This is a genomic window from Mycobacterium sp. E1715 (assembly GCF_001667625.1).
In the GTDB taxonomy this organism is placed as follows: domain Bacteria; phylum Actinomycetota; class Actinomycetes; order Mycobacteriales; family Mycobacteriaceae; genus Mycobacterium.
Genome location: NZ_LZJJ01000026.1, coordinates 1 through 22929, shown reverse-complemented (window position 1 = coordinate 22929; position 22929 = coordinate 1). Strand labels below are relative to the sequence as shown.

Below are 22929 nucleotides of genomic sequence, written 5' to 3'. Positions count from 1 at the left end.
ATCCCGGTGATGATGAACAGCGCGTACGCGCGAATGGGCAGGGGCCCGAGGTGCCAGACACCCTGCGGCGGGCTGGGCATCTGGGGCGCGGTGGCGCTCGGCTGTGTGGGCGGGTGGATCGGGTGCCGGCGGCACGGCATTCCGCTGCCCGCCTTCGCCGACGCGGTGGCCCCGGGACTCGTCCTGGCGCAGGCCATCGGCCGGCTGGGCAACTATTTCAACCAGGAGCTCTACGGCCGCGAAACCACCCTGCCGTGGGGTCTGGAGATCTTCTACCGCCGCGACCCATCGGGATACGTCGACCCGCATTCGCTGGACGGTGTCTCGACGGGTCAGGTGGCACTCGTCGTGCAGCCGACCTTTCTGTACGAATTGATTTGGAACGTCCTGGTTTTCGCCATCTTGATCTACGCGGACCGGCGATTCGCGCTGGGCCACGGGCGACTGTTCGCGCTGTATGTGGCCAGCTACTGCATCGGGCGGTTCGGCGTCGAGCTGCTCCGCGACGACACCGCCACCCATATCGCGGGCATCCGGATCAATTCGTTCACATCGACTTTCGTGTTCATCGGGGCCGTGGTGTACATCATGGTGGCGCCGAAGGGACGGGAGGCCCCCGAGAGCCTGCGCGGCAAGGAGGCCGAGGAATCGGTGGCAGAGGAGCCGGCGGACGAGCTTGCGACCGTCGCCGCCGGGTCGTCGACGGCGGCGGGCGCGGCGGGCACCGAATCCGCCGACGCCGCGGAAACGGACAAGGACGACGCAGCCGACGAGGCCGACGAGCCGGAAACCGCGGAGGCCGAGACGGTCAGTGCCGAGGCGGCGGAGCCCGGGGAAGCCGAAGCCGAAGAGTCCGAGGCTGAAACCGAAGAGGTCGACGAAGAAGAGCCCCAAGCCGAAGAGGCCGAAGAGGCCGACGAAGAAGAACCCGAAGAGGCGGAAGAGCCCGAAGCCGAAGACGCCGAAGCCGAAGAGGCCGAAGCCGAAGACGCCGAAGAGGCGGAAGAGCCCGAAGCCGAAGAGCCCGAAGCCGAAGAGCCCGAAGCCGAGGAACCCGAAGCCGCCGAACCCGAGCCAAAGCCGGCACAGGACTCGGCCGAACCGGCCTCGGCCGCCGAGCCGTACACGACGCCACGCAGCCGCTGGAGGCTGCGAAGGAATCGGCCGTCGAACCGCTAGCGGCCGGCTCGGTCTGGCATGCTGAGAACGTGACGCAACCGCATTCCGCCGGCCAAGCGGTGGAACGGCGTCACGGCCCGGGCCGTTACGTCGCCGCCGGCACCGCCGCACTGCTCGGCGGCGCGTTGGGCTACGTCGGGCTGGTCGACCCGCACAACACGAATTCGTTGTATCCGCAATGCCCCTTCAAGTGGCTCACCGGGTGGAACTGCCCGTTCTGCGGGGGCCTGCGGATGACCCACGACCTGTTGCACGGCCACCTGGCCGCCGCCGTCAACGACAATGTTTTCCTGCTGGTCGGCATCCCGATGCTGGCCGGATGGTTACTGGTTCGCCGTGGCCGCGGCAAAGCCGCGCTGTCGACGGCGGCCTGGCTGACCATGGTGCTGGCCGTCATCGCGTGGACGGTGGTGCGTAACCTGCCCGGCTTCCCGCTGTTTCCGGCGATTCAGAGTGGGTAGCCGCTCGCGGCGCGACAACCCGTTAAGTCGGACCGTGGGGGGCCCACGCGACTATGCTGGGTCGGCGTGAGTAGACGCGGAAAGATCGTCTGCACCCTTGGCCCTGCGACAAATTCGGACGAGCTGATTCTGGCGCTGGTCGAGGCGGGAATGGACGTCGCCCGCTTGAACTTCAGCCACGGCGACTACTCCGACCACAAGGCCGCCTACGAGCGGGTGCGGGCCGCTTCCGACACCACCGGCCGCGCGGTCGGTGTGCTCGCCGACCTCCAGGGGCCGAAGATCCGGCTGGGCCGTTTCGCCACCGGGTCCACGTATTGGGCCGACGGCGAAACCGTGTGCATCACCGTCGCGGACTGCGAGGGCACCCACGACCGCGTGTCGACCACCTACAAGAGGCTGGCGGCGGACGCCGCGGTCGGTGACCGGGTGCTGGTCGACGACGGCAACATCGGACTGGTCGTTGCAGGCATCGATGGCGACGACGTGATCTGCACCGTCACCGAGGGTGGCCCGGTCAGCAACAACAAGGGCATGTCACTGCCGGGGATGAATGTGACCGCTCCGGCCTTGTCGGAGAAGGACATCGAGGATCTCACGTTCGCATTGGATCTCGGTGTGGACCTTGTCGCTCTGTCCTTCGTGCGCTCGCCGTCCGACGTCGAGCTGGTGCACGAGGTGATGGACCGGGTCGGGCGGCGGGTGCCGGTGATCGCCAAGCTGGAAAAGCCGGAAGCCGTCGACAATCTGGAAGCGATCGTGCTGGCCTTCGACGCCATCATGGTGGCCCGCGGTGACCTCGGCGTCGAGCTGCCGCTGGAAGAGGTGCCGCTGGTGCAGAAGCGGGCCATCCAGATGGCCCGGGAGAACGCCAAACCCGTCATCGTGGCGACCCAGATGCTCGACTCCATGATCGAGAACTCCCGGCCGACGCGCGCCGAGGCCTCCGACGTCGCCAACGCCGTGCTCGACGGCGCCGACGCGGTGATGCTGTCTGGCGAGACGTCGGTGGGAAAGTACCCGCTGGCGGCCGTGCGGACCATGGCGCGGATCATCTGCGCCGTCGAGGACAACTCCACCGCCGCCCCGCCGCTGACGCACGTGCCGCGCACCAAGCGCGGGGTGATCTCCTACGCCGCCCGCGACATCGGCGAGCGCCTGGACGCCAAGGCGCTGGTTGCCTTCACCCAGTCCGGCGACACCGTCAAGCGGCTGGCGCGCCTGCACACCCCGCTGCCGCTGCTTGCGTTCACGGCGTGGCCCGAGGTCCGCAGCCAACTCGCCATGACCTGGGGCACCGAGACGTTCATCGTCCCGATGATGACGTCCACCGACGGCATGATCCGTCAGGTCGACAAGTCGCTGCTGGAACTGGGTCGCTACAAGCGCGGTGACCTGGTGGTGATCGTGGCCGGCGCGCCACCTGGCACAGTAGGGTCGACAAACCTCATCCATGTGCACCGCATCGGGGAGGACGACGTCTAGCCCGACGACGATGCGGTCCGCCTAGCGGACTGAGGAGGAGTCGGGCAATGAAGCCAGCCCGACGACGATGCGGTCCGCCTAGCGGACTGAGGAAAAGCCGGGCGATGAAGCTAGCCCGTCCGGGCGGGCCATCGAGCCAAGGAGAGGCCGCGATCAGCACCGATTCCGATTTCAAGGAACTGCTTGCGACCCTCGACCTCACCCGGGTCGCCGACGACCGTTTCGTCGGGTCTCATCCCACCAAGAACCCGATGCGCACGTTCGGGGGCCAGCTGATGGCCCAGTCGTTCGTCGCGAGCAGCCGCACCCTGGTCCGGGGGGACCTGCCGCCCAGCGCGCTGTCCGTGCACTTCGTCAACGGGGGCGACACCGCCAAGGACATCGAATTCCACGTCACGCGGCTGCGCGACGAGCGGCGCTTCGCCAATCGGCGCGTGGACGCCGTGCAGGACGGCGTGCTGCTGTCCTCCGCGATGATCTCCTACATGTCCGGCGGCCCGGGCCTCGAGCACGGTCTGGACCCGCCGCAGGTCGGCGAGCCCGAAACGCAGCCGCCGATCAGCGAGCTGCTGCGCGGCTACGAGGAAACCGTTCCGCACTTCGTCAACGCCCTGCAGCCGATCGAGTGGCGCTACACCAACGACCCGGCGTGGGTGATGCGGCAGAAGGGCGATCGGCTGCCGCACAACCGGGTCTGGATGAAGGCCGGCGGCAAACTGCCGGACGACCCGGTCCTGCACACCGCGACCATGGTGTACTCCTCGGACACCACGGTGCTGGACTCGGTGATCACCAGGCATGGGCTGTCCTGGGGGTTCGACCGTATCTTCGCCGCCTCCGCCAACCATTCGGTGTGGTTTCACCGGCAGGTCAACTTCGACGACTGGGTGTTGTATGCGACATCGTCGCCGGTGGCCGCGGATTCGCGCGGGCTCGGCACCGGCCATTTCTTCGACCGCTCCGGGCAGCTGCTCGCCACGGTGGTGCAAGAAGGGGTGCTGAAATACTTTCCGCCCACCCGCCGATAGACCGGGTGAATACCCGCAGGACATCGCCATGATTTGGGCCCGTCAGGGCCCGGACCGGGCGTAAGTTCATAGCAGCCGGGTATTCGGTGCAGTGGCGGCAGACAGCCGCCCAGCTGGAATGACAGCGCATCGGGAGGTGAGTGTGAGCGGGCCGTTGGTCGACGCCTCAGCGAAGGCTCGCGGGCGGGAACGCGTGGTCGTCTCGGTCGATTCGCGGGCCGCCCGGCTGATCGGGGCCCTGGCGCTGTTGAGTGCCACCTGCTGGTTGGCCGAGATCCTCGTTCGCCACCATCACCAGCCCGCGTGGCACTACACGGATCGGCTGGCCTGGTCGCTGACGGTGCTGGTGGCGGTGGCGTGGATCGCGCGCGGCATCTTCCTGGGCCGTCCCGTGACGGCCCTGCACGCCGCCGCGGCCGCCGGGTTCGTGCTGGCCGGCCTGGGGCTGCACGTGCTGTCCTTCGATCTGCTCGGCGACCTGGTGATCGCCGGTTCCGGCGTGATCCTGATGTGGCCGACGGCGTCGCACCCGCGTCCCGGGGATCTGCCCCGGATCTGGGGGTTGATCCAGGCCACCAAAGACGACCCGCTGGCGCCGTTTGCGATGCAGACCGGCAAGAGCTACCACTTCACCGCCGACGGGGGCGCGGCGCTGGCCTACCGGACGCGCCTGGGCATCGCGGTGGTCGGCGGCGACCCGATCGGCGACGAGTCTCGATTCCCCGAACTGGTCGCCGACTTCGCCGCCATGTGCCACGCCCACGGATGGCGGATCGCGGTCGTGGGTTGCAGCGAGCGGAGGCTGGGATTGTGGAGCGACGCCGCGCTGCTCGGACAGTCGTTGCGCGCCGTGCCGATCGGTCGCGACGTGGTCGTCGACGTAGCCACTTTCGACATGGTGGGCCGCAAGTTCCGCAACCTGCGCCAGGCGGTGAAGCGCTCGCACAACTGCGGCATCACCACCGAGATCGTCTCTGAACAGGAGCTCACCAGTGAGCAACTGGCCGAGCTGACCGAGGTGGTGCGGGCGTCGAGCAAGGCGGCACACACCGAACGCGGGTTCCACATGAACCTCGACGGCGTGCTGGAGGGACGCTTCCCCGGCATCCAGCTGATCCTCGCCCGGGACGCCTCGGGCACCGTGCAGGGCTTCCACCGGTATGCGACGGCCGGCGGCGGCAGCGACATCACCCTCGACGTGCCGTGGCGCAGGCGCGGGGCCCCCAACGGCATCGACGAGCGGCTCAGCATCGACATGATCATGGCCGGCAAAGAGATTGGCGCACAACGGCTTTCTCTTGCCTTCGCGGCGTTCCCGGAGATCTTCGACGAGAAGAACCGCAGCCGCGCCCAGCGCGTTTTCTATCGGCTGATCCACGTCCTCGACCCATTGATCGCGCTGGAGTCGCTCTACCGGTACGTGCGTAAGTTCCACGCGCTCGACGCCCGGCGCTACGCCCTGGTGTCGATGACCCAGATCGTCACGCTGTTGATCGTCTTACTGTCGCTGGAGTTCATGCCGCGCCGGCGACATCTCTGAGGGCGTCCACGCGCAGTTCGCCACACCCGATGCCGTCGGGTAGGTGGTGGGTGGCCACCACCACGGTGCGGCCGGCGGCCACCAGCTCAGAATCCGGTCCGAGCAGGTCACGCAGGATCGATTGGGCGTCGGCCGCGTCCAGGTGCTCGGTGGGCTCGTCGAGCAACAGAATCCGGGCGGGTGAGAGCACGGCGCGCGCCAGCAGCAGCCGCCTGCGCTGACCGCCCGAAAGCGCCTGCGCCCCACCGGTCAGCACCGTCGACAGGCCGTCGGGCAGACCCGCGAGCCACGCGCCAAGCCCGACCGCATCCAGGGCGGCCGCCAGTTCGTCGTCCCGGCAGTCGCCCCGGGCGACCAGCAGGTTGTCTCGGACGGTGGTGGCGAACACGTGCGCGTCCTCAGCGAAAAAGCCGACCGCGCGCCGTAATTCCCCTTCCTCGAACTCTAAGAGGTCGGTGCCGCCGAGCGTCACCCGTCCCTGCAGCGGGGGGAGCAGCCCGGCGAGCGTCATCAACAGCGTGGTCTTGCCGGAGCCGCTGGCGCCGGTAACGGCCAGCCGGGCACCCGGGGGCAGGTCGAGTGTGATGCGGTTCGAGCGGGTGGCCTCGGTGTGGCCGGAGTGAATGTCGGCCGACAATACTGCGGTCGGCTCGGGCGGGGCCGCCGCCGTGGGGTTTTCGGGTTGCGCGTGATCGGTCGCCGTCAGGTCGAGCAGCCGGCGCGCGGCGATGCGCGACCGCGTCAGCTGGACCGCGGCGGCCGGCAACGGTGTCATCGCCTCGAAGGCGGAGAGCGGCAACAACATCAGGACGGCCAGGGTGGTGGGCGCGACCGACGGCGCCAACCCGATGCCGGCCACCACGGCGCCGAGCACGCTGACCCCGATCGCGGCGGTGGGCACGGCCTCGGCGAAGGCGGCCGGCCTGGCCGCGGCATCGAGCGCGGCGCCCCACGCCCGTTGACGGCGTTGGGATTCGGCGATGACGCGGGGGAGCACGCCGGCCACGCGAAGCTCGGGCGCGTGCTCGAGGGCGACCATCGCCGAGGTGTCCCGCTCGGAATGATGCTGCCGGGCAACGCTTTCCTGCCGGGCCGCGGCCCTGGCCGCAAACCGCGGCGCGACGAAGCCGGTAAGCAGCAGGCAGATCGCCAGGACCGCCCCCGCCTGCGGCGAGATGGCCGCCACCACGGCGGTCGCCGCCAGCCCCAGCACTGCGGCGACCCCGATCGGCACCACGGCACGCACCAGCACGTTGGCCAGTTCGTCGACGTCGGAGCCCACGCGTGCCACCAGCTCGCCGCTGTGCAGTCGGACCGCGGCCGCCGCGGGCCCGCGGGCCAGCCGATCGTAGATCCGCGCCCGGGCGGTGCCGGCGGCCCGCAGCGCGGCGTCGTGGGTGACCAAACGCTCGCAGTAGTGCAACACGGCCCGCGAGATGGCGAACGCGCGCACCGCGACGGCCGCGACCGAGAGGTCCAGCACCGGCGGCATCTGCCAGGCCCGCGTGATCAGCCAGGCCGAGACACCGGCCAGCGCCAGCGCGCTGCCCAGCGACAGCACGCCCAGCGCGATCGCCGCCACGATGCGGGCGAGCCTCGGGCGCAGCAGCGGCGCGGCCGCCCGGAGCGGATCAGACTGCGGCATAACGCGCCCCACTGTCGGCGGCCACCTCCACCACCCGGTCACCGATGGCCAGCACCGGCTCGCGGTGCCCGACGACCACGACGGTCGCACCGGCGCGGGCACGCTCCACGATGGCCCGCAGCACGCGTCGCTCGGCGCGGGCGTCCAGGTGCGCGGTGGGCTCGTCGAGCAACAGCACCGGCGCGGCCGACCCGAGCGCCCGGGCGAGGCCGAGCCGTTGCCGCTGCCCCAGCGAAAGGCCGACGCCGCCGCGGCCCAGCACGGTACCCAGCCCCTCCGGCAGGTCGGCCAACACCGCATCGAAACCCGAAGCCGCGCAGGCCGTCTCCAGGTCGTCCAGCTCGCCGAACAGCATCAGATTGTCCCGCACCGTGCCCGGGACGAGCGCCGGGCGTTGCGGCAGCCAGGACAACTGCCGCCACCATGCGGCCGGCTCCAGGTCGGCGACGTCGATGCCGGCCACCGTCACGCGGCCCGACGTCGGTGCGGTGATCCCGGTGATCGCCTGCAGCGCCGTGCTTTTGCCGGCGCCGTTGCGTCCGGTCAGTACCGTCACCGCGCCCGGCTCGATGAGCGCGGTGAGGTCGCGCGGCGCCTGACCGTCGCGCCCCGCGACGCTGAGCCCGTCGAGTCGGATCCCCGCCCCGCGGGCGGTGACGGTCCGATCCCCGGTCCGCGGGGGAGTCGGCTCGCCGATGAGGGCGAAGGCCTTGTCGGCGGCGGTCCTGCCGTCTTGGGCGGCATGGAATTCGACACCGATTCGGCGCAGCGGCCAGTAGACGTCGGGCGCCAGCAACAGCACCGTGAGGCCGGTCGCCAACGTCATCTCACCGAACACCAGCCGCAGTCCGATCCCCACCGCGATCAGCGCCACGCCCAGTGTCGCCAGCAATTCCAGCACCAGTGCCGACAAGAAGGCGATCCGGAGCGTGGCCATGGCCGAGCGGCGATGCGCCGCAGCGAGTTCGGCGATGCGCCGTTCGGGTCCGCGGGCGCGGCCCAGCGCCCGCAGCGTGGGGATGCCGGCGATGAGATCGAGCAGCCGCCCCTGCAGCGTCGTCATGGCGGCCAGGGCGGCCGCCGACCGGTCGGCGGTGGCCAGGCCGATCAGCACCATGAATACGGGTATGAGCGGCAAGGTGATCGCCACGATCGCCGCCGATTTCAGGTCGTACAGCGCGACGACGGCGACGGTCGCCGGGGTCAGGATCCCGGCGAGCACGAGTGTGGGCAGATATCCGGTGAAGTAGGGACGCAGGCCGTCGAGACCCCGCGTGACCACCACGGCGGCGGCGTCCCGTTGGGCGGCGAGTTCACCGGGCTGCCGGGCGGTCACCGCCGTCAGCACCTGACCGGACAGGTCGGCGATGACCGCGCTGGCGCCGCGCTGGCCCAACCGGGCCTGCAGCCACTGTGCCAGCGTGCGAAGCGTCCACAGCAGCACGAGAATCGACAGCGGTCCCATCCAGGCGTGCAGGCCGCGCGCCGAGTGATCGCCGACGGCGCGGGCGACGACGTTCGCCAGCACGATCGCCGAGCCGATCGCGCACCCGGAGATCACCACGCCGCAGCAGATGGTCGCGGTCAGGTAGCGGCGCAGCGCGATCGATGCCCGCCACAGTCGCGGGTCCAACGGGCCCCGCGCTCTCGAACCGGGTGGCGAGTCGGTCGCGCTCAGGACACCCGCCTCGCCAGGCCGATGGACGGCGGGATCCGATCCGCCGAGATTCGTTGCCGGAACACCCAATACGTCCACGCCTGGTACACCACCGTCAGCGGAGCCATGAAGGCCGTCACCCACGTCATGACCTTGAGGGTGTAGGGCGTCGACGAGGCGTTGTAGATGGTCAGGCTCCACTGCTTGTTCAGGGTCGAGGGCACCAGGTTCGGGTAGAGCGCGCCGAACAGCAGGATCACCACCGACAGGATGACCGTCGCGGTGCAGGCGAACGCCCAGCCGTCGGACAGGCGCCGCCAAACCAGCAGCACCGCCGCCAGCTGCGCCACCACCGCCATCGCGAGCACCAGCCAGGTCCAGTTCTTGCCATGGGCGAGTTGCGTCCAGATCCCAAACGCCGCAACCAGTCCGGTCACCGGAAGCGACAACCACACCGCCAGCCGGTGGGCGTCGTCGCGGATGGCGCCGGAAGTCTTCAGTGAGATGAACACCGCGCCGTAGAACAGGAACAGCCCGGCGGTGGCCAAGCCGCCCAGCAGCGTATAGGCGTTCAGCACGTCCGTGATCGACAGGTGGACCTGGCCGTCGGCGTCCACCGGCAGGCCGCGGACCAGGATGGCGAAGGCCACCCCCCACAGGATCGCCGGCAGCCAGGACCCGGCCGCGATGCCGAAATCGGCCCAGCCCCGCCACCTCGTGTCGTCGATCTTGCCGCGCCATTCGATCGCCACGGCCCGCAAAATCATGCCGAACAGGATGGCCAGCAGCGGCAGGTACAGCGTCGAGAACACCGTGGCGTACCAGCCCGGGAAGGCGGCGAACATCGCTGCGCCGCCGACGATCAGCCAGACCTCGTTGCCGTCCCAGATCGGGCCGATGGTGTTGAGCGCGGTGCGTCGGATCGGCTCGGGCTCACCGATGCCGACGCGCGCGAGCGGTTCCATCAGCATGCCCACGCCGAAGTCGAAGCCCTCCAGAACGAAGAAGCCGAGGAACAGCAATCCGATTATGCCGAACCACAATTGCTGCAGTCCCATCGGTCAGCTCCCTTCCTGAGTGCCTGGATCCAGGGCTAGTACGCGAACGAAAGCGGGGCCACCTCGTCGTCGCCGGGCGCCGGCGGGGGAGCCGGCTCGGCGTCGTGCTCCCGCGGCCCTTCGGTGATGTAGCGCTTGAGCAGGAAGAACCAGATGACCGCAAGCACCGCATAGACCAGGGTGAAGGTCACCAGCGACGTGATGACCATGCCGGGCACATGGTTGGACACGGCCTCGTGGACGGTGAACCGAACCTGTTGGTCGCCGGTCGGATTCGGGGCGACGATCCAGGGTTGCCGGCCCATTTCGGTGAACACCCACCCGGAGATGTTCGCCAGGAACGGCGTGGGAATCGTCAGCAGCGCCAGCCAGGAGAACCAGCGTTGGTTGGGCACCCGGCCGCCGCGGGTGAGCCACAGCGCCGCGAGCGCGAAGAGGATGGGCACCGCCAGGAAACCGATCATCGCGCGGAACGACCAGTAGGTGACGAACAGGTTGGGCCGGTAGTCATTCGGGCCGAATCGCTGTTCGAAGTCCTGCTGGATATTGCGGACGCCCTGCAACGTCACGCCGCTGGTCCGGCCCTCGGCGAGGAACGGCAGCACGTAGGGAACCTCGATCACCCGGGTGACGCTGTCGCAGTTGTTGTGCGTGCCGACGGTGAGGATCGAGAAGTCCGGGTCGGTTTCGGTGCCGCACAACGATTCCGCCGACGCCATCTTCATCGGTTGCTGAACGAACATCAGCTTGCCCTGGCGGTCGCCAGTGAAGAACAGGCCGACGGCGGCGAGCAGCACGACCCAGCAGCCCAGGATGACCGCGGGCCGAAACATGGTGCGCGCGTTCGATTCGGCGGCGGGGGTGGCGGTTTCCGGGCGGCGGGACCGGACCAGGAACCACGCGCCGACGGCCGCGACGAACGTCGCCGCGGTCAGCAACGAGCCGGTCACCGTGTGGGTAAACGCCCACCGCGCAGTGTTATTGCCCAGCAGCGCGGTGATGCTGTCCAGCTCGGCCCGGTGCGTGGCCGGGTTGTAGTGCGCGCCGACCGGATGTTGCATGAACGAGTTCGCCACGATGATGAAGAACGCGGACACGTTGACGCCGATCGCGACGATCCAGATGCAGGCCAGATGGACCAGTCTCGGCAGGCGGCCCCAGCCGAAGATCCACAACCCGATGAAGGTGGACTCGAAGAAGAACGCGAACAACCCCTCCATGGCCAGGGGCGCGCCGAAGATGTCGCCGACGAACCGCGAATACTCCGACCAGTTCATCCCGAATTGGAACTCCTGGACGATCCCCGTCGCCACGCCGATGGCGAAGTTGATCAGGAACAACTTGCCGAAGAACTTGGTGAGGCGGTACCACGCGACGTTGTCGGTGACCACCCACACCGTCTGCATGACAGCGAGCAGCGGCGCCAGGCCGATCGTGAGCGGCACGAAGATAAAGTGGTAGACGGTCGTGATACCGAACTGCCACCGTGAAATATCGACGACATTCATCTGTCATCTCCCGAAACAGCGGAGCCGTGGGCACGGCTACTACGAAGTGTAGTAGAAGGGTCAGGGCCGGCGCTAGCGAGAGCCGCCGTCATGAGGTCAGTGTCTTGGAAGCCTTGCGGATGCCGAAGGACGAGACGATCTCGAAGACGCCGATGACGACGAACCACACCCCGACCACGAGCGCCAGCGTGACAATCGATTCGAGCGGCGACGCCAGCACGACAATGCCCGCAAGCAGGCTGATCACCCCGATGAAGATCGACCATCCCCGCCCCGGAAGCAGCGGGTCCTGAATGGCCGAAACCGTCGTGCCGACGCCGCGGAAGATGAATCCGATGCCAATCCAGATGGCCAGCAACAGGATTGCGTAACCCTGACCGAAATGGCGAAAAGCCAACAGCGCCAAGATGAGTGACGCGGCGCCGCTGATGAAAAGCAGAATCCGGCTGCCCGCCGAGACGTGCAGGGTGAACGCGAAGAACACCTGGGCGGCGCCGCTGATCAACAGATAGATTCCGAAGGCGACCGCGGCGACCAGGATCGTCTTTCCCGGCCACGCCAACACCAACACGCCGAGCGCCAGCGACAGGATTCCCGATAACAGGGCCGATTTCCACAGATGCGGCAACAGACTTGGAGCAGGGGGAGGTCCGGGTGTGGTTTGCATGGCCGCAGTGTGACACAAACGCCGCCCCGGGTATAGGGCACTTCGGCTACACGTGGGCGGTGCGCGAATCCGCGGCCAGCAGGTCGCTGTTTTCCTCGCCGGATTCGCCGGCCGCCTTGCGCCCGATCAGATACCAGGTGCGCATGACGCCTTTGCCTTTGACGTCGATGTGGCCGCGCTCCTGCAAGACGAACTCATCCTTGAGACGCTCGTACATGGCTTCGGGCACCTGAATTCGGCCGACCGAGTCGGTGGTCTCCATCCGAGACGCGACGTTGACGGCGTCCCCCCACACGTCATAAAAGAAGCGGCGAGAACCCACGACGCCGGCGACCACGGGCCCGCACGCCATGCCCACCCGCAGCGGGACCTCGTTGCCGTGCGGATCCTTCAGTCCGGCGGCGGCATTGGCCATGTCGAGGGCGAAGTCCGCGAGCGCCTGCGCGTGATCGGGGCGGGCGCGCGGCACCCCGCTGACCACCATGTAGGAGTCCCCGCTGACTTTGATCTTCTCGAGCCCGTGCTTGTCCACCAGCGCGTCGAAGGCGCCGTAGAGGCGGTCGAGGAAGCGCACCAGGTCGGCCGGGGCCGTGGCACTGGCCCGTTCGGTGAATCCGACGATGTCGGCGAACAGGACGGAGGCAACGTCGTACTTGTCGGCGATGACGCTGCGGTCCGGCTCCTTGAGCCGCTCGGCGATGCTGGCCGGCAGCATGTTGGCCAGCAGCGCTTCGGAGCGCTCGTACTGGGCCTCCATCACGGCCTCGGCGCGGGCGGTGTCGCGCAGGGCGAACCATACCGTCACGACGACCATCACGACGCTCGAGATCGCGGTGATGACGAAACCGGCCGACTGGGCCCACGCGGGCTGCAAGCCGGTGTCGCGGGGGATCAGGAACTCGACGGCGATGATCAGGCCCGCGGCGACGGCCGCCAGTGCGGACGCCAAGACGATGTGCTCGATTCCCAGCAGGAGCACGACGATGCAGGCGCCGACCAGGAAGAAGAACTGAGCGCCCGACCCGGTGCCGACGTCGACGCAGCTGGCGAAGACCGACACGTAGGCCGCGCCCAAAAACGTGAGCGGGGCGACGAGTTCGCCGAAGCGCTGCAGCCACGGGACCATCGCGAAGACCATGGCGCCGAGGACGTTGATCGAGCTCACCTGCCACAGCCAGGATCCGCCCAGGATCTGCACCAGGACGAAGCTCACGCTCACCAGGACGGCCAGCCATGCGGTGATGGTCAAGATCCGGGCGCGGCGCGCGGCGCTGGCGACGTAGTGCTGGTTGCGGTCGCGGGTCTGCGCCCGCACCGCAGCCACGCAGTCCGGGCGTCTCGGCTCGCCAACTGACATCGGTGGGGCACCGCACTTCTTAGCCGCCACGTTCAAACTGTAACCCGCTGAGCTCGGGTTTGTCGGCCCGTCGGCCGGCGAATTGGGGCTCCGGCGCCGCACCGGGTGCCGACCGATGGGTGGCGTCAGCATGACCGGAAAAAAATTGTAAAAAGAATTTTCCGGCTGGAGGGTTTTACAAAATTTTCTGGCGTGTTATTAAACATATGTCGGGCTGTGATGTGGGTCATATGTTCCTCTAATGCGGGGGTGCGGGATGGCAAGTCTGCGCAGCAGGATTGGGATCGCGCTAATGCTTGCGTGCACCGCTGCGGCAACTCCCGCATGCGGGGTGGGGTGCGGCGGCGCGGCCTCGCTGTTGCGGGTGGCCACCGACTCCATGCAGAATGATCCGATGCAGGTCAACGTGGTGCACTCCGAGGAACAGGTGTGCATCAGCCGCTAACGCGGCGGCCACTCCGTACCGGCGCCCGGCTCGCCCGAGGTCGCTGAGCGGCGCCCACGCGAGGGGTCGATGGGGGCCGTTGTTAATTATGTTTCGGCGGGGTGAGCCGCCGGTTAGCGAAAAAAATATGAATTCAACATGAGCCCCCGCGCCGCCGTTGAACGCAATGTCCACACTAAATTGTGCGCGGTATTCAATTCGGCCTTATTCCATACCTTTGGCACGCATTTCGCGCGTTTCCCAAGCCGGAGGCTTGCTACCCGCCGCGGAGGCGCAACATCGGTATCGGAGAAGCCCACATCGGCCCCGAGCGGTTTGCCACGAGGCGCGGATGGCGGGGGCGGGATCACGCCGAGGGGATCGGTGTGGGGCCCCCCGCCGTCGGTGCGCGCCCGGGGAATCGTCGGTCGCCAGTCCCTGCGGTTCGTGGTGCCCTCGGTGGGATTCGAACCCACACTGGACGGGTTTTGAGTCCGTTTCCTCTGCCAGTTGGGATACGAGGGCTTACCCGGCCTCATACGTTAGAGGCAGCCTCCCACCATAAAGGATTTGGTGCCGGGCCCCGTCTCACCGCCCCCGAGGTCGCTGGTTCGAGGCGTTCACGACACAATGTCCGTCATGACAGGCCCCACGACCGACACCGACGCCGCTGTGCCGCGCCGGGTCCTGATCGCCGAGGACGAAGCGCTCATCCGACTGGACCTCGCCGAGATGCTGCGAGAGGAGGGTTACGAGATCGTCGGGGAGGCCGGCGACGGCCAGGAAGCCGTCGAGTTGGCCGAGCGCCATCGGCCCGACCTGGTGATCATGGACGTCAAGATGCCGCGCCGCGACGGGATCGACGCGGCGTCGGAGATCGCCAGCAAGCGCATCGCCCCGATCGTGGTCCTGACCGCATTCAGCCAGCGGGACTTGGTCGAACGCGCCCGCGACGCCGGCGCGATGGCCTACCTGGTCAAGCCCTTCACGATCAGCGACCTGATTCCGGCCATCGAGCTGGCCGTGAGCCGCTTCGCCGAAATCAGTGAGCTGGAGCGCGAAGTGGCGACGCTGTCCGAGCGGCTGGAGACCCGCAAGCTCGTCGAGCGCGCCAAGGGGCTACTGCAGACCAAGCAGGGCATGACTGAGCCAGAGGCGTTCAAGTGGATTCAGCGCGCCGCGATGGACCGGCGGACCACCATGAAGCGGGTCGCCGAAGTCGTCCTGGAAACGCTGGACACCGACGACGAGTAGCGCCCGGCCGTCGAGCGTGCGCTCAGGGCGACGACATGCCGAATGAGGCCGCCGCCGTTGCACATTCGCCGTCGATGCGCCGTCAGCGCGCGACGATCACCGAGGAGCCGTGGCCGAACAGGCCCTGGTTCGCGGTGATGCCCACCGTCGCGTTCTCCACCTGCCGGCCGGTCGCCTGACCGCGCAGCTGCCAAGTCAGCTCGCAGACCTGGGCGATGGCCTGCGCGGGGATGGCCTCGCCGAAGCAGGCCAGTCCGCCCGAGGGGTTGACCGGGACCTTGCCGCCGATCGTCGTGGCGCCGCTGCGCAACAGCGCCTCGGCCTCACCCTTGGGGCAGAGCCCGAGGTGCTCGTACCAGTCGAGCTCGAGCGCGGTGGACAGGTCGTAGACCTCGGCCAGGCTGACGTCCTCGGGCCCGATGCCCGCCTCAGCGTAGGCCGCATCGAGGATCTGATCCTTGAACACCCGGTCCGGCGCGGGCACGGCAGCGGTGGAATCCGTTGCGATGTCGGGCAATTCGGGTAGGTGTTGAGGGTAACGCGGGGTGACCGTGCTGACGGCGCGTACCGAAGGGACGCCGTCGAGCGAGCCGAGGTGCTTGCGGGCGAACTCGGCGCTGGCCACGATCAGGGCCGCTGCGCCGTCGGAGGTGGCGCAGATGTCGAGCTGCCGCAGCGGGTCGGCCACCACCGGGCTGGCGAACACGTCGTCGGCCGAAGCCTCCTTGCGGTAGCGGGCATTCGGGTTCTGCAGGCCGTGGCGGGAGTTCTTGACCTTCACTTGGGCGAAGTCCTCGGCCGTCGCGCCGTAGAGGTCCATCCGCCGGCGGGCCAGCAGCGCAAAGTACACCGGGTTCATCGCGCCGATCAGGTGGAACCGCTGCCAGTCCGGGTCGTTCTTGCGTTCCCCGCCGACCGGGGCGAACGCGCCCTTGGGCGTGGTGTCGGCGCCGATGACCAGCGCGACGTCGCAGAAGCCGGCCAGGATCTGGGCGCGCGCACTCTGCAGTGCCTGCGAGCCGCTGGCGCACGCGGCGTAGCTCGAGCTGACCGGGACACCGTTCCAGCCGAGCTTCTGGGCGAACGTCGACCCCGCGATGAAGCCCGGGTAACCGTTGCGGATCGTGTCCGCGCCGGCGACCAACTGGATCTGCCGCCAGTCCAGGCCGGCCTCGGCCAGCGCGGCCCTGGCGGCGACGACCCCGTATTCGGTGAAGTCGCGGCCCCACTTGCCCCAGGGGTGCATGCCGGCGCCCAGGATGTAGAGCGGTTCAGGGCTCATGAGGCGATCCTCCACGCGTGCACGATGCGCTGCACGCCGTCGTCGTCGGTGAACAGCGGCATCGTGGTCAGCTCCATCTCCATGCCGACCTTCAAATCGGCGGCCAGCGTGCCCTCGACCACCTTGCCCAGCACGATCAGCCCTTCCTCAGCCAGCTCCACGGCGGCAATGGCGAAGGGCTCGAAGGGATCCGGGGCGGGGTAGGGCGGCGGCGGCGGATACCGGTTCTCCGTGTAGCTCCACAACTTGCCCCGCGTCGACAACGCGACGGCCTCCAGCGTGTCGCTGGCGCAGCAGGGGTTGGGGCAGTTGTTCTCCCGGGGCGGGAAGACGTAGGTGCCGCACTCCGGGCATTTGGCGCCGATCAGGTGCGGGTGGCCGCCTTCGTCGGTGGCGAACCATCCGTCGATCGCGGGTTCTTGGCTGGTGACCTCTGACACTCGGCCAGACTACCCAGGCCCAACACAAAACTGAAACGTGTTGCAGTTCTGCGGCAGCGCCTGGCTCGTCGGTCGGGGTGCCTAGAGTGATAGCCGTGCCCGCTCCGCCCGCTCAGAAGACCGAGGAACAAACCAAGCCGACACTGATGTTGCTCGACGGCAATTCGCTGGCGTTTCGGGCGTTCTACGCGCTGCCCGCCGAGAACTTCAAGACCCGCGGCGGCCTGACCACCAACGCGGTCTACGGCTTCACGGCGATGCTGATCAACCTGCTGCGCGACGAGGCCCCCACGCACGTCGCCGCGGCGTTCGACGTGTCCCGTCAGACGTTCCGCTCCGAGCGGTACCCCGAATACAAGGCGAACCGCTCGTCGACGCCCGACGAGTTTCACGGCCAGATCGACATCACCAAGGAAGTGCTGAACGCGCTGGGCATCACCGTGCTGGCCGAGCCCGGGTTCGAGGCCGACGACCTGATCGCGACGCTGGCCACCCAGGCCGAGAACGAGGGCTTCCGCGTCCTGGTGGTCACCGGCGACCGGGACTCCCTGCAGCTGGTCAGCGACGACGTGACCGTGCTCTACCCGCGCAAGGGCGTCAGCGAGCTCACCCGGTTCACGCCGGAGGCGGTCGTCGAAAAATACGGGTTGACCCCCACGCAATACCCGGACTTCGCGGCCCTGCGTGGCGATCCCAGCGACAACCTGCCCGGCATCCCGGGCGTGGGGGAGAAGACCGCGTCCAAGTGGATCGCCGAATATGGCTCGCTGCAGGGGCTGGTGGACAACGTCGAATCGGTGCGCGGCAAGGTCGGCGACGCGCTGCGGGCCAACCTCGCCGGCGTGATCCGCAACCGCGAGCTCACCGACCTGGTCAAGGACGTGCCGCTGGCGCAGACCCCGGACACGCTGCGCATGCTGCCGTGGGATCGCGACCAGATTCACCGCCTGTTCGACGACTTGGAGTTCCGGGTCTTGCGCGACCGGCTGTTCGACACGCTGGCCGCCGTCGAGCCCGAGGTCGACGCGGGATTCGACGTGCGCGGCGGGGCGCTGCAGCCCGGCGAGCTGGCCGTGTGGCTGGCCGAGCACAGCTCGGGCAAGCGGTTCGGCCTGGCGGTCGTCGGCACCCACTTGGCCTACGACGCCGACGCCACCGCGCTGGCCATCGTGTCCGCCGATGGCGAGGGCCGCTACATCGACACCTCCGCCCTGGATCCCGACGACGAGGCGGCGCTGGCGTCCTGGCTGGCCGATCCGGGTCCGCCCAAGGCGCTGCACGAGGCAAAGCTGGCGATGCACGACCTCGCCGGCCGGGGCTGGACGCTGGCCGGCGTGACCTCCGATACCGCGCTGGCCGCCTACCTGGTGCGTCCCGGGCAGCGCAGCTTCTCCCTCGAGGACCTGTCCCTGCGCTACCTGCGTCGCGAGCTGCGCGCGGAAACCGCTGAGCAGCAACAGCTTTCGCTGCTCGACGATCCCGAGGGGACGGACGACCAGGCGGTGCAGACCCTGATCCTGCGGGCCGTGGCGGTGCTGGACCTGGCCGACGCGCTCGACGAGGAGCTGGCCCGCATCAACTCCACGTCGCTGTTGGGCGGCATGGAACTGCCGGTGCAGCGGGTGCTGGCCGGGATGGAACACACCGGCATCGCAGTCGATTTGGATCTGCTGGGCGCCCTGCAGAGCGATTTCGCCCACCAGATCCGCGACGCCGCCGAAGCGGCCTACGCGGTGATCGGCAAGCAGATCAACCTGGGTTCGCCGAAGCAGTTACAGGCGGTGCTCTTCGACGAGCTGGAGATGCCGAAGACCAAGCGCACCAAGACGGGCTACACCACCGACGCCGACGCCCTGCAGTCGCTGTTCGACAAGACCGGACACCCGTTCCTGCAACACCTTCTGACGCACCGCGACGCCACCCGCCTGAAGGTGACGGTGGACGGGTTGCTGAATTCGGTGGCCTCCGACGGGCGCATCCACACGACGTTCAACCAGACCATCGCGGCGACGGGACGGCTGTCGTCGACCGAGCCGAACCTGCAGAACATTCCGATCCGCACCGAAGCCGGCCGGCGGATCCGGGACGCGTTCGTGGTGGGCGACGGCTACAGCGAGCTGATGACCGCCGACTACAGCCAGATCGAGATGCGGATCATGGCGCACCTCTCGCGGGACGAGGGCCTCATCGAGGCCTTCAACACGGGGGAGGACCTGCATTCGTTCGTCGCCTCGCGGGCGTTCGGGGTGCCGATCGAGGAGGTCACCTCCGAGCTGCGCCGCCGGGTCAAGGCGATGTCGTACGGGCTTGCCTACGGGTTGAGCGCGTATGGGCTGTCGCAGCAGCTGAAGATCTCCACCGAGGAGGCCAAGGAGCAGATGGACGCCTACTTCGCCCGGTTCGGCGGCGTGCGCGACTATCTGATGAACGTCGTGGAGCAGGCCCGCAAGGACGGTTACACCTCGACGGTGCTGGGCCGCCGCCGGTACCTGCCCGAGCTGGACAGCAGCAACCGCCAGGTGCGGGAGGCCGCCGAGCGGGCCGCGCTGAACGCCCCCATCCAGGGCAGCGCCGCAGACATCATCAAGGTGGCGATGATCGAGGTCGACAGGGCGATCAAAGAGGCCGGGCTGAAGTCCCGCATGCTGCTGCAGGTGCACGACGAACTCCTGTTCGAAATCGCGCCCGGCGAGCGGGAGAAGGTCGAGGCCCTCGCCCGCGAGAAGATGGGCGGTGCCTATCCGCTCGACGTGCCCCTGGAAGTTTCGGTGGGTTACGGCCGCTCGTGGGACGCGGCCGCGCATTAGCGAAATCGCGGCCCCGGAATTTCGCCGACACGACATGTTCTGGTCAGAAACGCACAGGCTGGGGCGCCCGGGTTTGGCCAGCGTGTACGCAGTCGAGTAGCCTAAACAGGTAAATCCCAGATTTGTCCCTACGACCCAACCTGTCCGGAGCAACCCACCACATGCCGAGTCCCACCGTCACCTCGCCCCAAGTAGCCGTCAACGACATCGGTTCCAGCGAGGACTTTCTTGCCGCAATAGACAAAACGATCAAGTACTTCAACGATGGCGACATCGTCGAGGGGACGATCGTCAAAGTGGACCGGGACGAGGTGCTCCTCGACATCGGCTACAAGACCGAGGGCGTCATCCCCGCCCGCGAGCTCTCGATCAAGCACGATGTCGACCCCAGTGAGGTCGTTTCCGTCGGTGACGAGGTCGAGGCCCTGGTCCTCACCAAGGAGGACAAAGAGGGCCGCCTGATCCTGTCCAAGAAGCGCGCGCAATACGAGCGCGCCTGGGGCACCATCGAGGCGCTCAAGGAGAAGGACGAGGCCGTCAAGGGCACCGTCATCGAGGTGGTCAAGGGTGGCCTGATCCTCGACATCGGCCTGCGCGGCTTCCTGCCCGCGTCGCTGGTCGAGATGCGCCGGGTCCGCGATCTGCAGCCGTACATCGGCAAGGAGATCGAGGCCAAGATCATCGAGCTGGACAAGAACCGCAACAACGTGGTGCTCTCGCGCCGGGCGTGGCTGGAGCAGACCCAGTCGGAGGTGCGCAGCGAGTTCCTCAACCAGCTGCAGAAGGGCGCCATCCGCAAGGGTGTCGTCTCCTCCATCGTCAACTTCGGCGCCTTCGTCGACCTCGGCGGGGTGGACGGCCTGGTGCACGTCTCCGAGTTGTCCTGGAAGCACATCGACCACCCGTCCGAGGTCGTCCAGGTGGGCGACGAGGTCACCGTCGAGGTGCTCGACGTCGACATGGACCGCGAGCGGGTTTCGTTGTCGCTCAAGGCCACTCAGGAAGACCCGTGGCGGCACTTCGCCCGCACGCACGCCATCGGCCAGATCGTGCCCGGCAAGGTCACCAAGCTGGTTCCGTTCGGCGCGTTCGTCCGCGTCGAGGAGGGCATCGAGGGCCTGGTGCACATCTCCGAGCTGGCCGAGCGCCACGTCGAGGTGCCCGACCACGTGCAGGCCGTCGGCGACGACGCCATGGTCAAGGTCATCGACATCGACCTGGAGCGGCGCCGGATCTCGTTGTCGCTCAAGCAGGCCAACGAGGACTACACCGAAGAGTTCGACCCGGCGAAGTACGGCATGGCCGACAGCTACGACGAGCAGGGCAATTACATCTTCCCTGAGGGCTTCGACGCCGATACCAACGAATGGCTCGAGGGCTTCGAGAAGCAGCGCGCCGAGTGGGAGGCCCGCTACGCCGAGGCCGAGCGCCGGCACAAGATGCACACCGCGCAGATGGAGAAGTTCGCCGCGGCCGAGGCCGCCGGGCACGGTGCCGAGCAGTCGTCGGGCAACGGCGCGCCGTCGGAGAAGGCGGCCGGCGGCTCGCTGGCCAGCGACGCCCAATTGGCCGCTCTGCGGGAGAAGCTCGCCGGCAACGCCTGATTAGCGTTCAGGCATGCTGCGCATCGGGTTGACCGGCGGCATCGGCGCCGGCAAGTCGGCCCTCTCGGCCACCTTCGCGAAGTGCGGTGCGGTCATCGTCGACGGCGACGTCATCGCGCGCGAGGTGGTCGAGCCGGGCACCGAGGGCCTGGCGGCGCTGGTCGAGGCGTTCGGTGACGACATCCTGCTACCCGACGGATCGCTGGATCGTCCCGCGTTGGCCGCCAAGGCCTTCGCCGACGACGAGGCGCGGCAAAGGCTGAACGGCATCGTCCACCCGCTGGTCGGCAAGCGACGCGCCGAGATCATCGCCTCGGTGCCCGCGGATTCGGTTGTGGTCGAGGACATTCCGCTGCTGGTGGAATCGGGAATGGCGCCGTTGTTCCCACTCGTCGTCATCGTGTACGCCGACGTCGAGGTGCGGCTGCGACGGCTGGTCGACCAGCGCGGCATGCCCGAATCCGACGCCCGCGCGAGGATCGCCGCGCAGGCCAGTGACGAGCAGCGCCGCGCCGTCGCCGACGTCTGGGTGGACAACTCCGGCAGCCCGGACGAGCTGGTGCAGCGGGCCCACGACGTGTGGAACAACCGGATACTGCCGTTCGCGCACAACCTGAGTCGGCGCGAGGCCGCGCGGGCGGCGGCGCGGTTGGTGCCGCCCGACCCGGCCTGGCCGGATCAGGCCCGCCGCATCGTCAACCGGCTGAAGACCGCGTGCGGCTACCGGGCGATCCGGGTGGACCACATCGGTTCGACCGCCGTGCCGGATCTGCCCGCCAAGGACGTGATCGACGTGCAGATCACCGTCGAATTCTTGGCGCTCGCCGACGAACTCGCCGAACCGTTGTTGTCGGTGGGTTATCCGCGCCTGGAACACATCACCCAAGACGCCGCCAAGAACGATGCCCGCAGCACCGCGCCGGGATTCGACCACAGCAACGACGCCGCGCTGTGGCACAAGCGGATTCATGCATCGGCGGATCCGGGGCGGCCGACCAACGTACACATCCGCGTGGCGGGCTGGCCCAATCAGCAATTCGCGCTGCTCTTCGTCGACTGGCTCAACGCCAATGCCGATGTGCGCGAGCAGTATTCGCGGGTCAAACGGGACGCCGCGGCGAGCGCCGATGGCGATATCGTGCGCTACATCACCGCCAAAGAACCGTGGTTTCGTGACGCCTACCGGCAGGCCTGGGAATGGGCCGACGCGACTGACTGGAAGCCCTGAGCCACCATGCCGTTCGTCGACGACTTGATCGGTGAGGTGCGCCCTCACTCGGACCTCGCCGAGGATCTCGACACGTCCGTCCTCGGCGCCGACCACGTCACGCGCCCGCAGGTCCGCCACGGAGCCGCGCACCCCATCCGGATGGGTGTCGATCGTGCTGGTGCGTCGCCGTACGCCCGGCAGCGACTGTGGCCCGCCGTCCACGAAGGGCCGCCGCGGGCCGAGGATGTCGTCGACGAACGGCATGGTGGCTCAGGGCTTCCAGTCAGTCGCGTCGGCCCATTCCCAGGCCTGCCGGTAGGCGT

General features: G+C 68.2%; 18 protein-coding genes, 1 tRNA gene and 1 pseudogene. 11 read left to right on the top strand and 9 right to left on the bottom strand.

Going from position 1 to position 22929, the window contains the following annotated elements; all coding sequences use genetic code 11:
* The 5 genes from A9X03_RS01540 to A9X03_RS01520 all read left to right on the top strand — a co-directional run.
* A partial coding sequence (locus A9X03_RS01540; RefSeq protein WP_156746442.1) for a prolipoprotein diacylglyceryl transferase family protein occupies positions 1 to 1179 on the top strand: 1179 nt, incomplete at its 5' end.
* 29 nt (positions 1180 to 1208) lie between these two features.
* Complete coding sequence (locus A9X03_RS01535) at positions 1209 to 1640, top strand: DUF2752 domain-containing protein (protein WP_067752438.1); 432 nt, start codon at positions 1209 to 1211, stop codon at positions 1638 to 1640.
* 66 nt (positions 1641 to 1706) lie between these two features.
* Positions 1707 to 3125 carry a pyruvate kinase gene (gene pyk, locus A9X03_RS01530; protein WP_067752435.1) on the top strand — a complete coding sequence of 473 codons (1419 nt, stop codon included), beginning with the start codon at positions 1707 to 1709 and terminating at the stop codon, positions 3123 to 3125.
* 104 nt (positions 3126 to 3229) lie between these two features.
* Positions 3230 to 4153 carry an acyl-CoA thioesterase II gene (locus tag A9X03_RS01525; RefSeq protein WP_068259361.1) on the top strand — a complete coding sequence of 308 codons (924 nt, stop codon included), beginning with the start codon at positions 3230 to 3232 and terminating at the stop codon, positions 4151 to 4153.
* 142 nt (positions 4154 to 4295) lie between these two features.
* A complete protein-coding gene (locus A9X03_RS01520; protein ID WP_067783768.1) occupies positions 4296 to 5693 on the top strand; it encodes a bifunctional lysylphosphatidylglycerol flippase/synthetase MprF in 1398 nt (465 codons plus the stop codon).
* On the opposite strand, the pseudogene cydC reads toward A9X03_RS01520, so the two are convergent.
* From cydC to A9X03_RS01490, 6 genes and pseudogenes are all read right to left on the bottom strand, one after another.
* Positions 5606 to 7338 (bottom strand): annotated as a pseudogene (cydC, locus tag A9X03_RS01515) (thiol reductant ABC exporter subunit CydC). The gene A9X03_RS01520 and the pseudogene cydC sit on opposite strands and share 88 nt — an antisense overlap.
* Positions 7325 to 8938, bottom strand: a complete 1614-nt coding sequence (gene cydD / locus A9X03_RS01510; protein ID WP_067783765.1) for a thiol reductant ABC exporter subunit CydD — start codon at positions 8936 to 8938, stop codon at positions 7325 to 7327. The pseudogene cydC and the gene cydD overlap by 14 nt, the downstream one beginning before the upstream one ends.
* 74 nt (positions 8939 to 9012) lie before the next feature.
* Positions 9013 to 10053 carry a cytochrome d ubiquinol oxidase subunit II gene (gene cydB / locus A9X03_RS01505; RefSeq protein ID WP_068259357.1) on the bottom strand — a complete coding sequence of 347 codons (1041 nt, stop codon included), beginning with the start codon at positions 10051 to 10053 and terminating at the stop codon, positions 9013 to 9015.
* A gap of 35 nt (positions 10054 to 10088) precedes the next feature.
* Entirely contained in the window at positions 10089 to 11561 is a 1473-nt protein-coding gene (locus tag A9X03_RS01500; protein ID WP_067752419.1) for a cytochrome ubiquinol oxidase subunit I, read from the bottom strand.
* Between the two features lie 88 nt (positions 11562 to 11649).
* The gene (locus tag A9X03_RS01495; protein ID WP_156670043.1) at positions 11650 to 12246 is read right to left on the bottom strand and encodes an HdeD family acid-resistance protein; all 597 of its coding nucleotides are present in this window, start codon (positions 12244 to 12246) and stop codon (positions 11650 to 11652) included.
* Between the two features lie 28 nt (positions 12247 to 12274).
* A complete protein-coding gene (locus A9X03_RS01490) occupies positions 12275 to 13615 on the bottom strand; it encodes an adenylate/guanylate cyclase domain-containing protein (protein WP_067887728.1) in 1341 nt (446 codons plus the stop codon).
* Between the two features lie 262 nt (positions 13616 to 13877).
* Between A9X03_RS01490 and A9X03_RS28975 the strand changes: the two genes are divergently transcribed.
* Complete coding sequence (locus A9X03_RS28975; protein ID WP_156670042.1) at positions 13878 to 14030, top strand: hypothetical protein; 153 nt, start codon at positions 13878 to 13880, stop codon at positions 14028 to 14030.
* Positions 14031 to 14457: 427 nt separating this feature from the next.
* On the opposite strand, the gene A9X03_RS01485 is transcribed toward A9X03_RS28975, so the two are convergent.
* Positions 14458 to 14534 (bottom strand) — tRNA-Leu (locus tag A9X03_RS01485).
* 114 nt (positions 14535 to 14648) lie between these two features.
* On the opposite strand from A9X03_RS01485, the gene A9X03_RS01480 reads away from it, so the two are divergent.
* Complete coding sequence (locus A9X03_RS01480) at positions 14649 to 15263, top strand: ANTAR domain-containing response regulator (RefSeq protein WP_197498707.1); 615 nt, start codon at positions 14649 to 14651, stop codon at positions 15261 to 15263.
* Between the two features lie 82 nt (positions 15264 to 15345).
* On the opposite strand, the gene A9X03_RS01475 is transcribed toward A9X03_RS01480, so the two are convergent.
* Positions 15346 to 16545, bottom strand: coding sequence for a lipid-transfer protein (locus tag A9X03_RS01475; RefSeq protein ID WP_067752413.1), 1200 nt, complete (start codon positions 16543 to 16545; stop codon positions 15346 to 15348).
* Entirely contained in the window at positions 16542 to 16985 is a 444-nt protein-coding gene (locus A9X03_RS01470; RefSeq protein WP_068259351.1) for a Zn-ribbon domain-containing OB-fold protein, read from the bottom strand. Before A9X03_RS01470 ends, A9X03_RS01475 begins: the two co-directional genes overlap by 4 nt.
* Before the next feature lie 146 nt (positions 16986 to 17131).
* Here A9X03_RS01470 and polA point away from each other — a divergent pair, with 146 nt between their 5' ends.
* The 4 genes from polA to A9X03_RS30015 form a co-directional block, all read left to right on the top strand.
* Positions 17132 to 19792 (top strand): DNA polymerase I, encoded by a 2661-nt coding sequence (gene polA, locus A9X03_RS01465; protein WP_197695989.1) that lies wholly within the window; start codon positions 17132 to 17134, stop codon positions 19790 to 19792.
* 161 nt (positions 19793 to 19953) lie between these two features.
* Positions 19954 to 21396 (top strand): 30S ribosomal protein S1, encoded by a 1443-nt coding sequence (rpsA, locus tag A9X03_RS01460; protein ID WP_068259345.1) that lies wholly within the window; start codon positions 19954 to 19956, stop codon positions 21394 to 21396.
* A 13-nt stretch (positions 21397 to 21409) separates the two neighbouring features.
* Positions 21410 to 22624 carry a dephospho-CoA kinase gene (gene coaE / locus A9X03_RS01455; protein WP_067752403.1) on the top strand — a complete coding sequence of 405 codons (1215 nt, stop codon included), beginning with the start codon at positions 21410 to 21412 and terminating at the stop codon, positions 22622 to 22624.
* Between the two features lie 6 nt (positions 22625 to 22630).
* The coding region (locus tag A9X03_RS30015; RefSeq protein WP_231975322.1) for a hypothetical protein at positions 22631 to 22929 on the top strand (299 nt) is incomplete at its 3' end.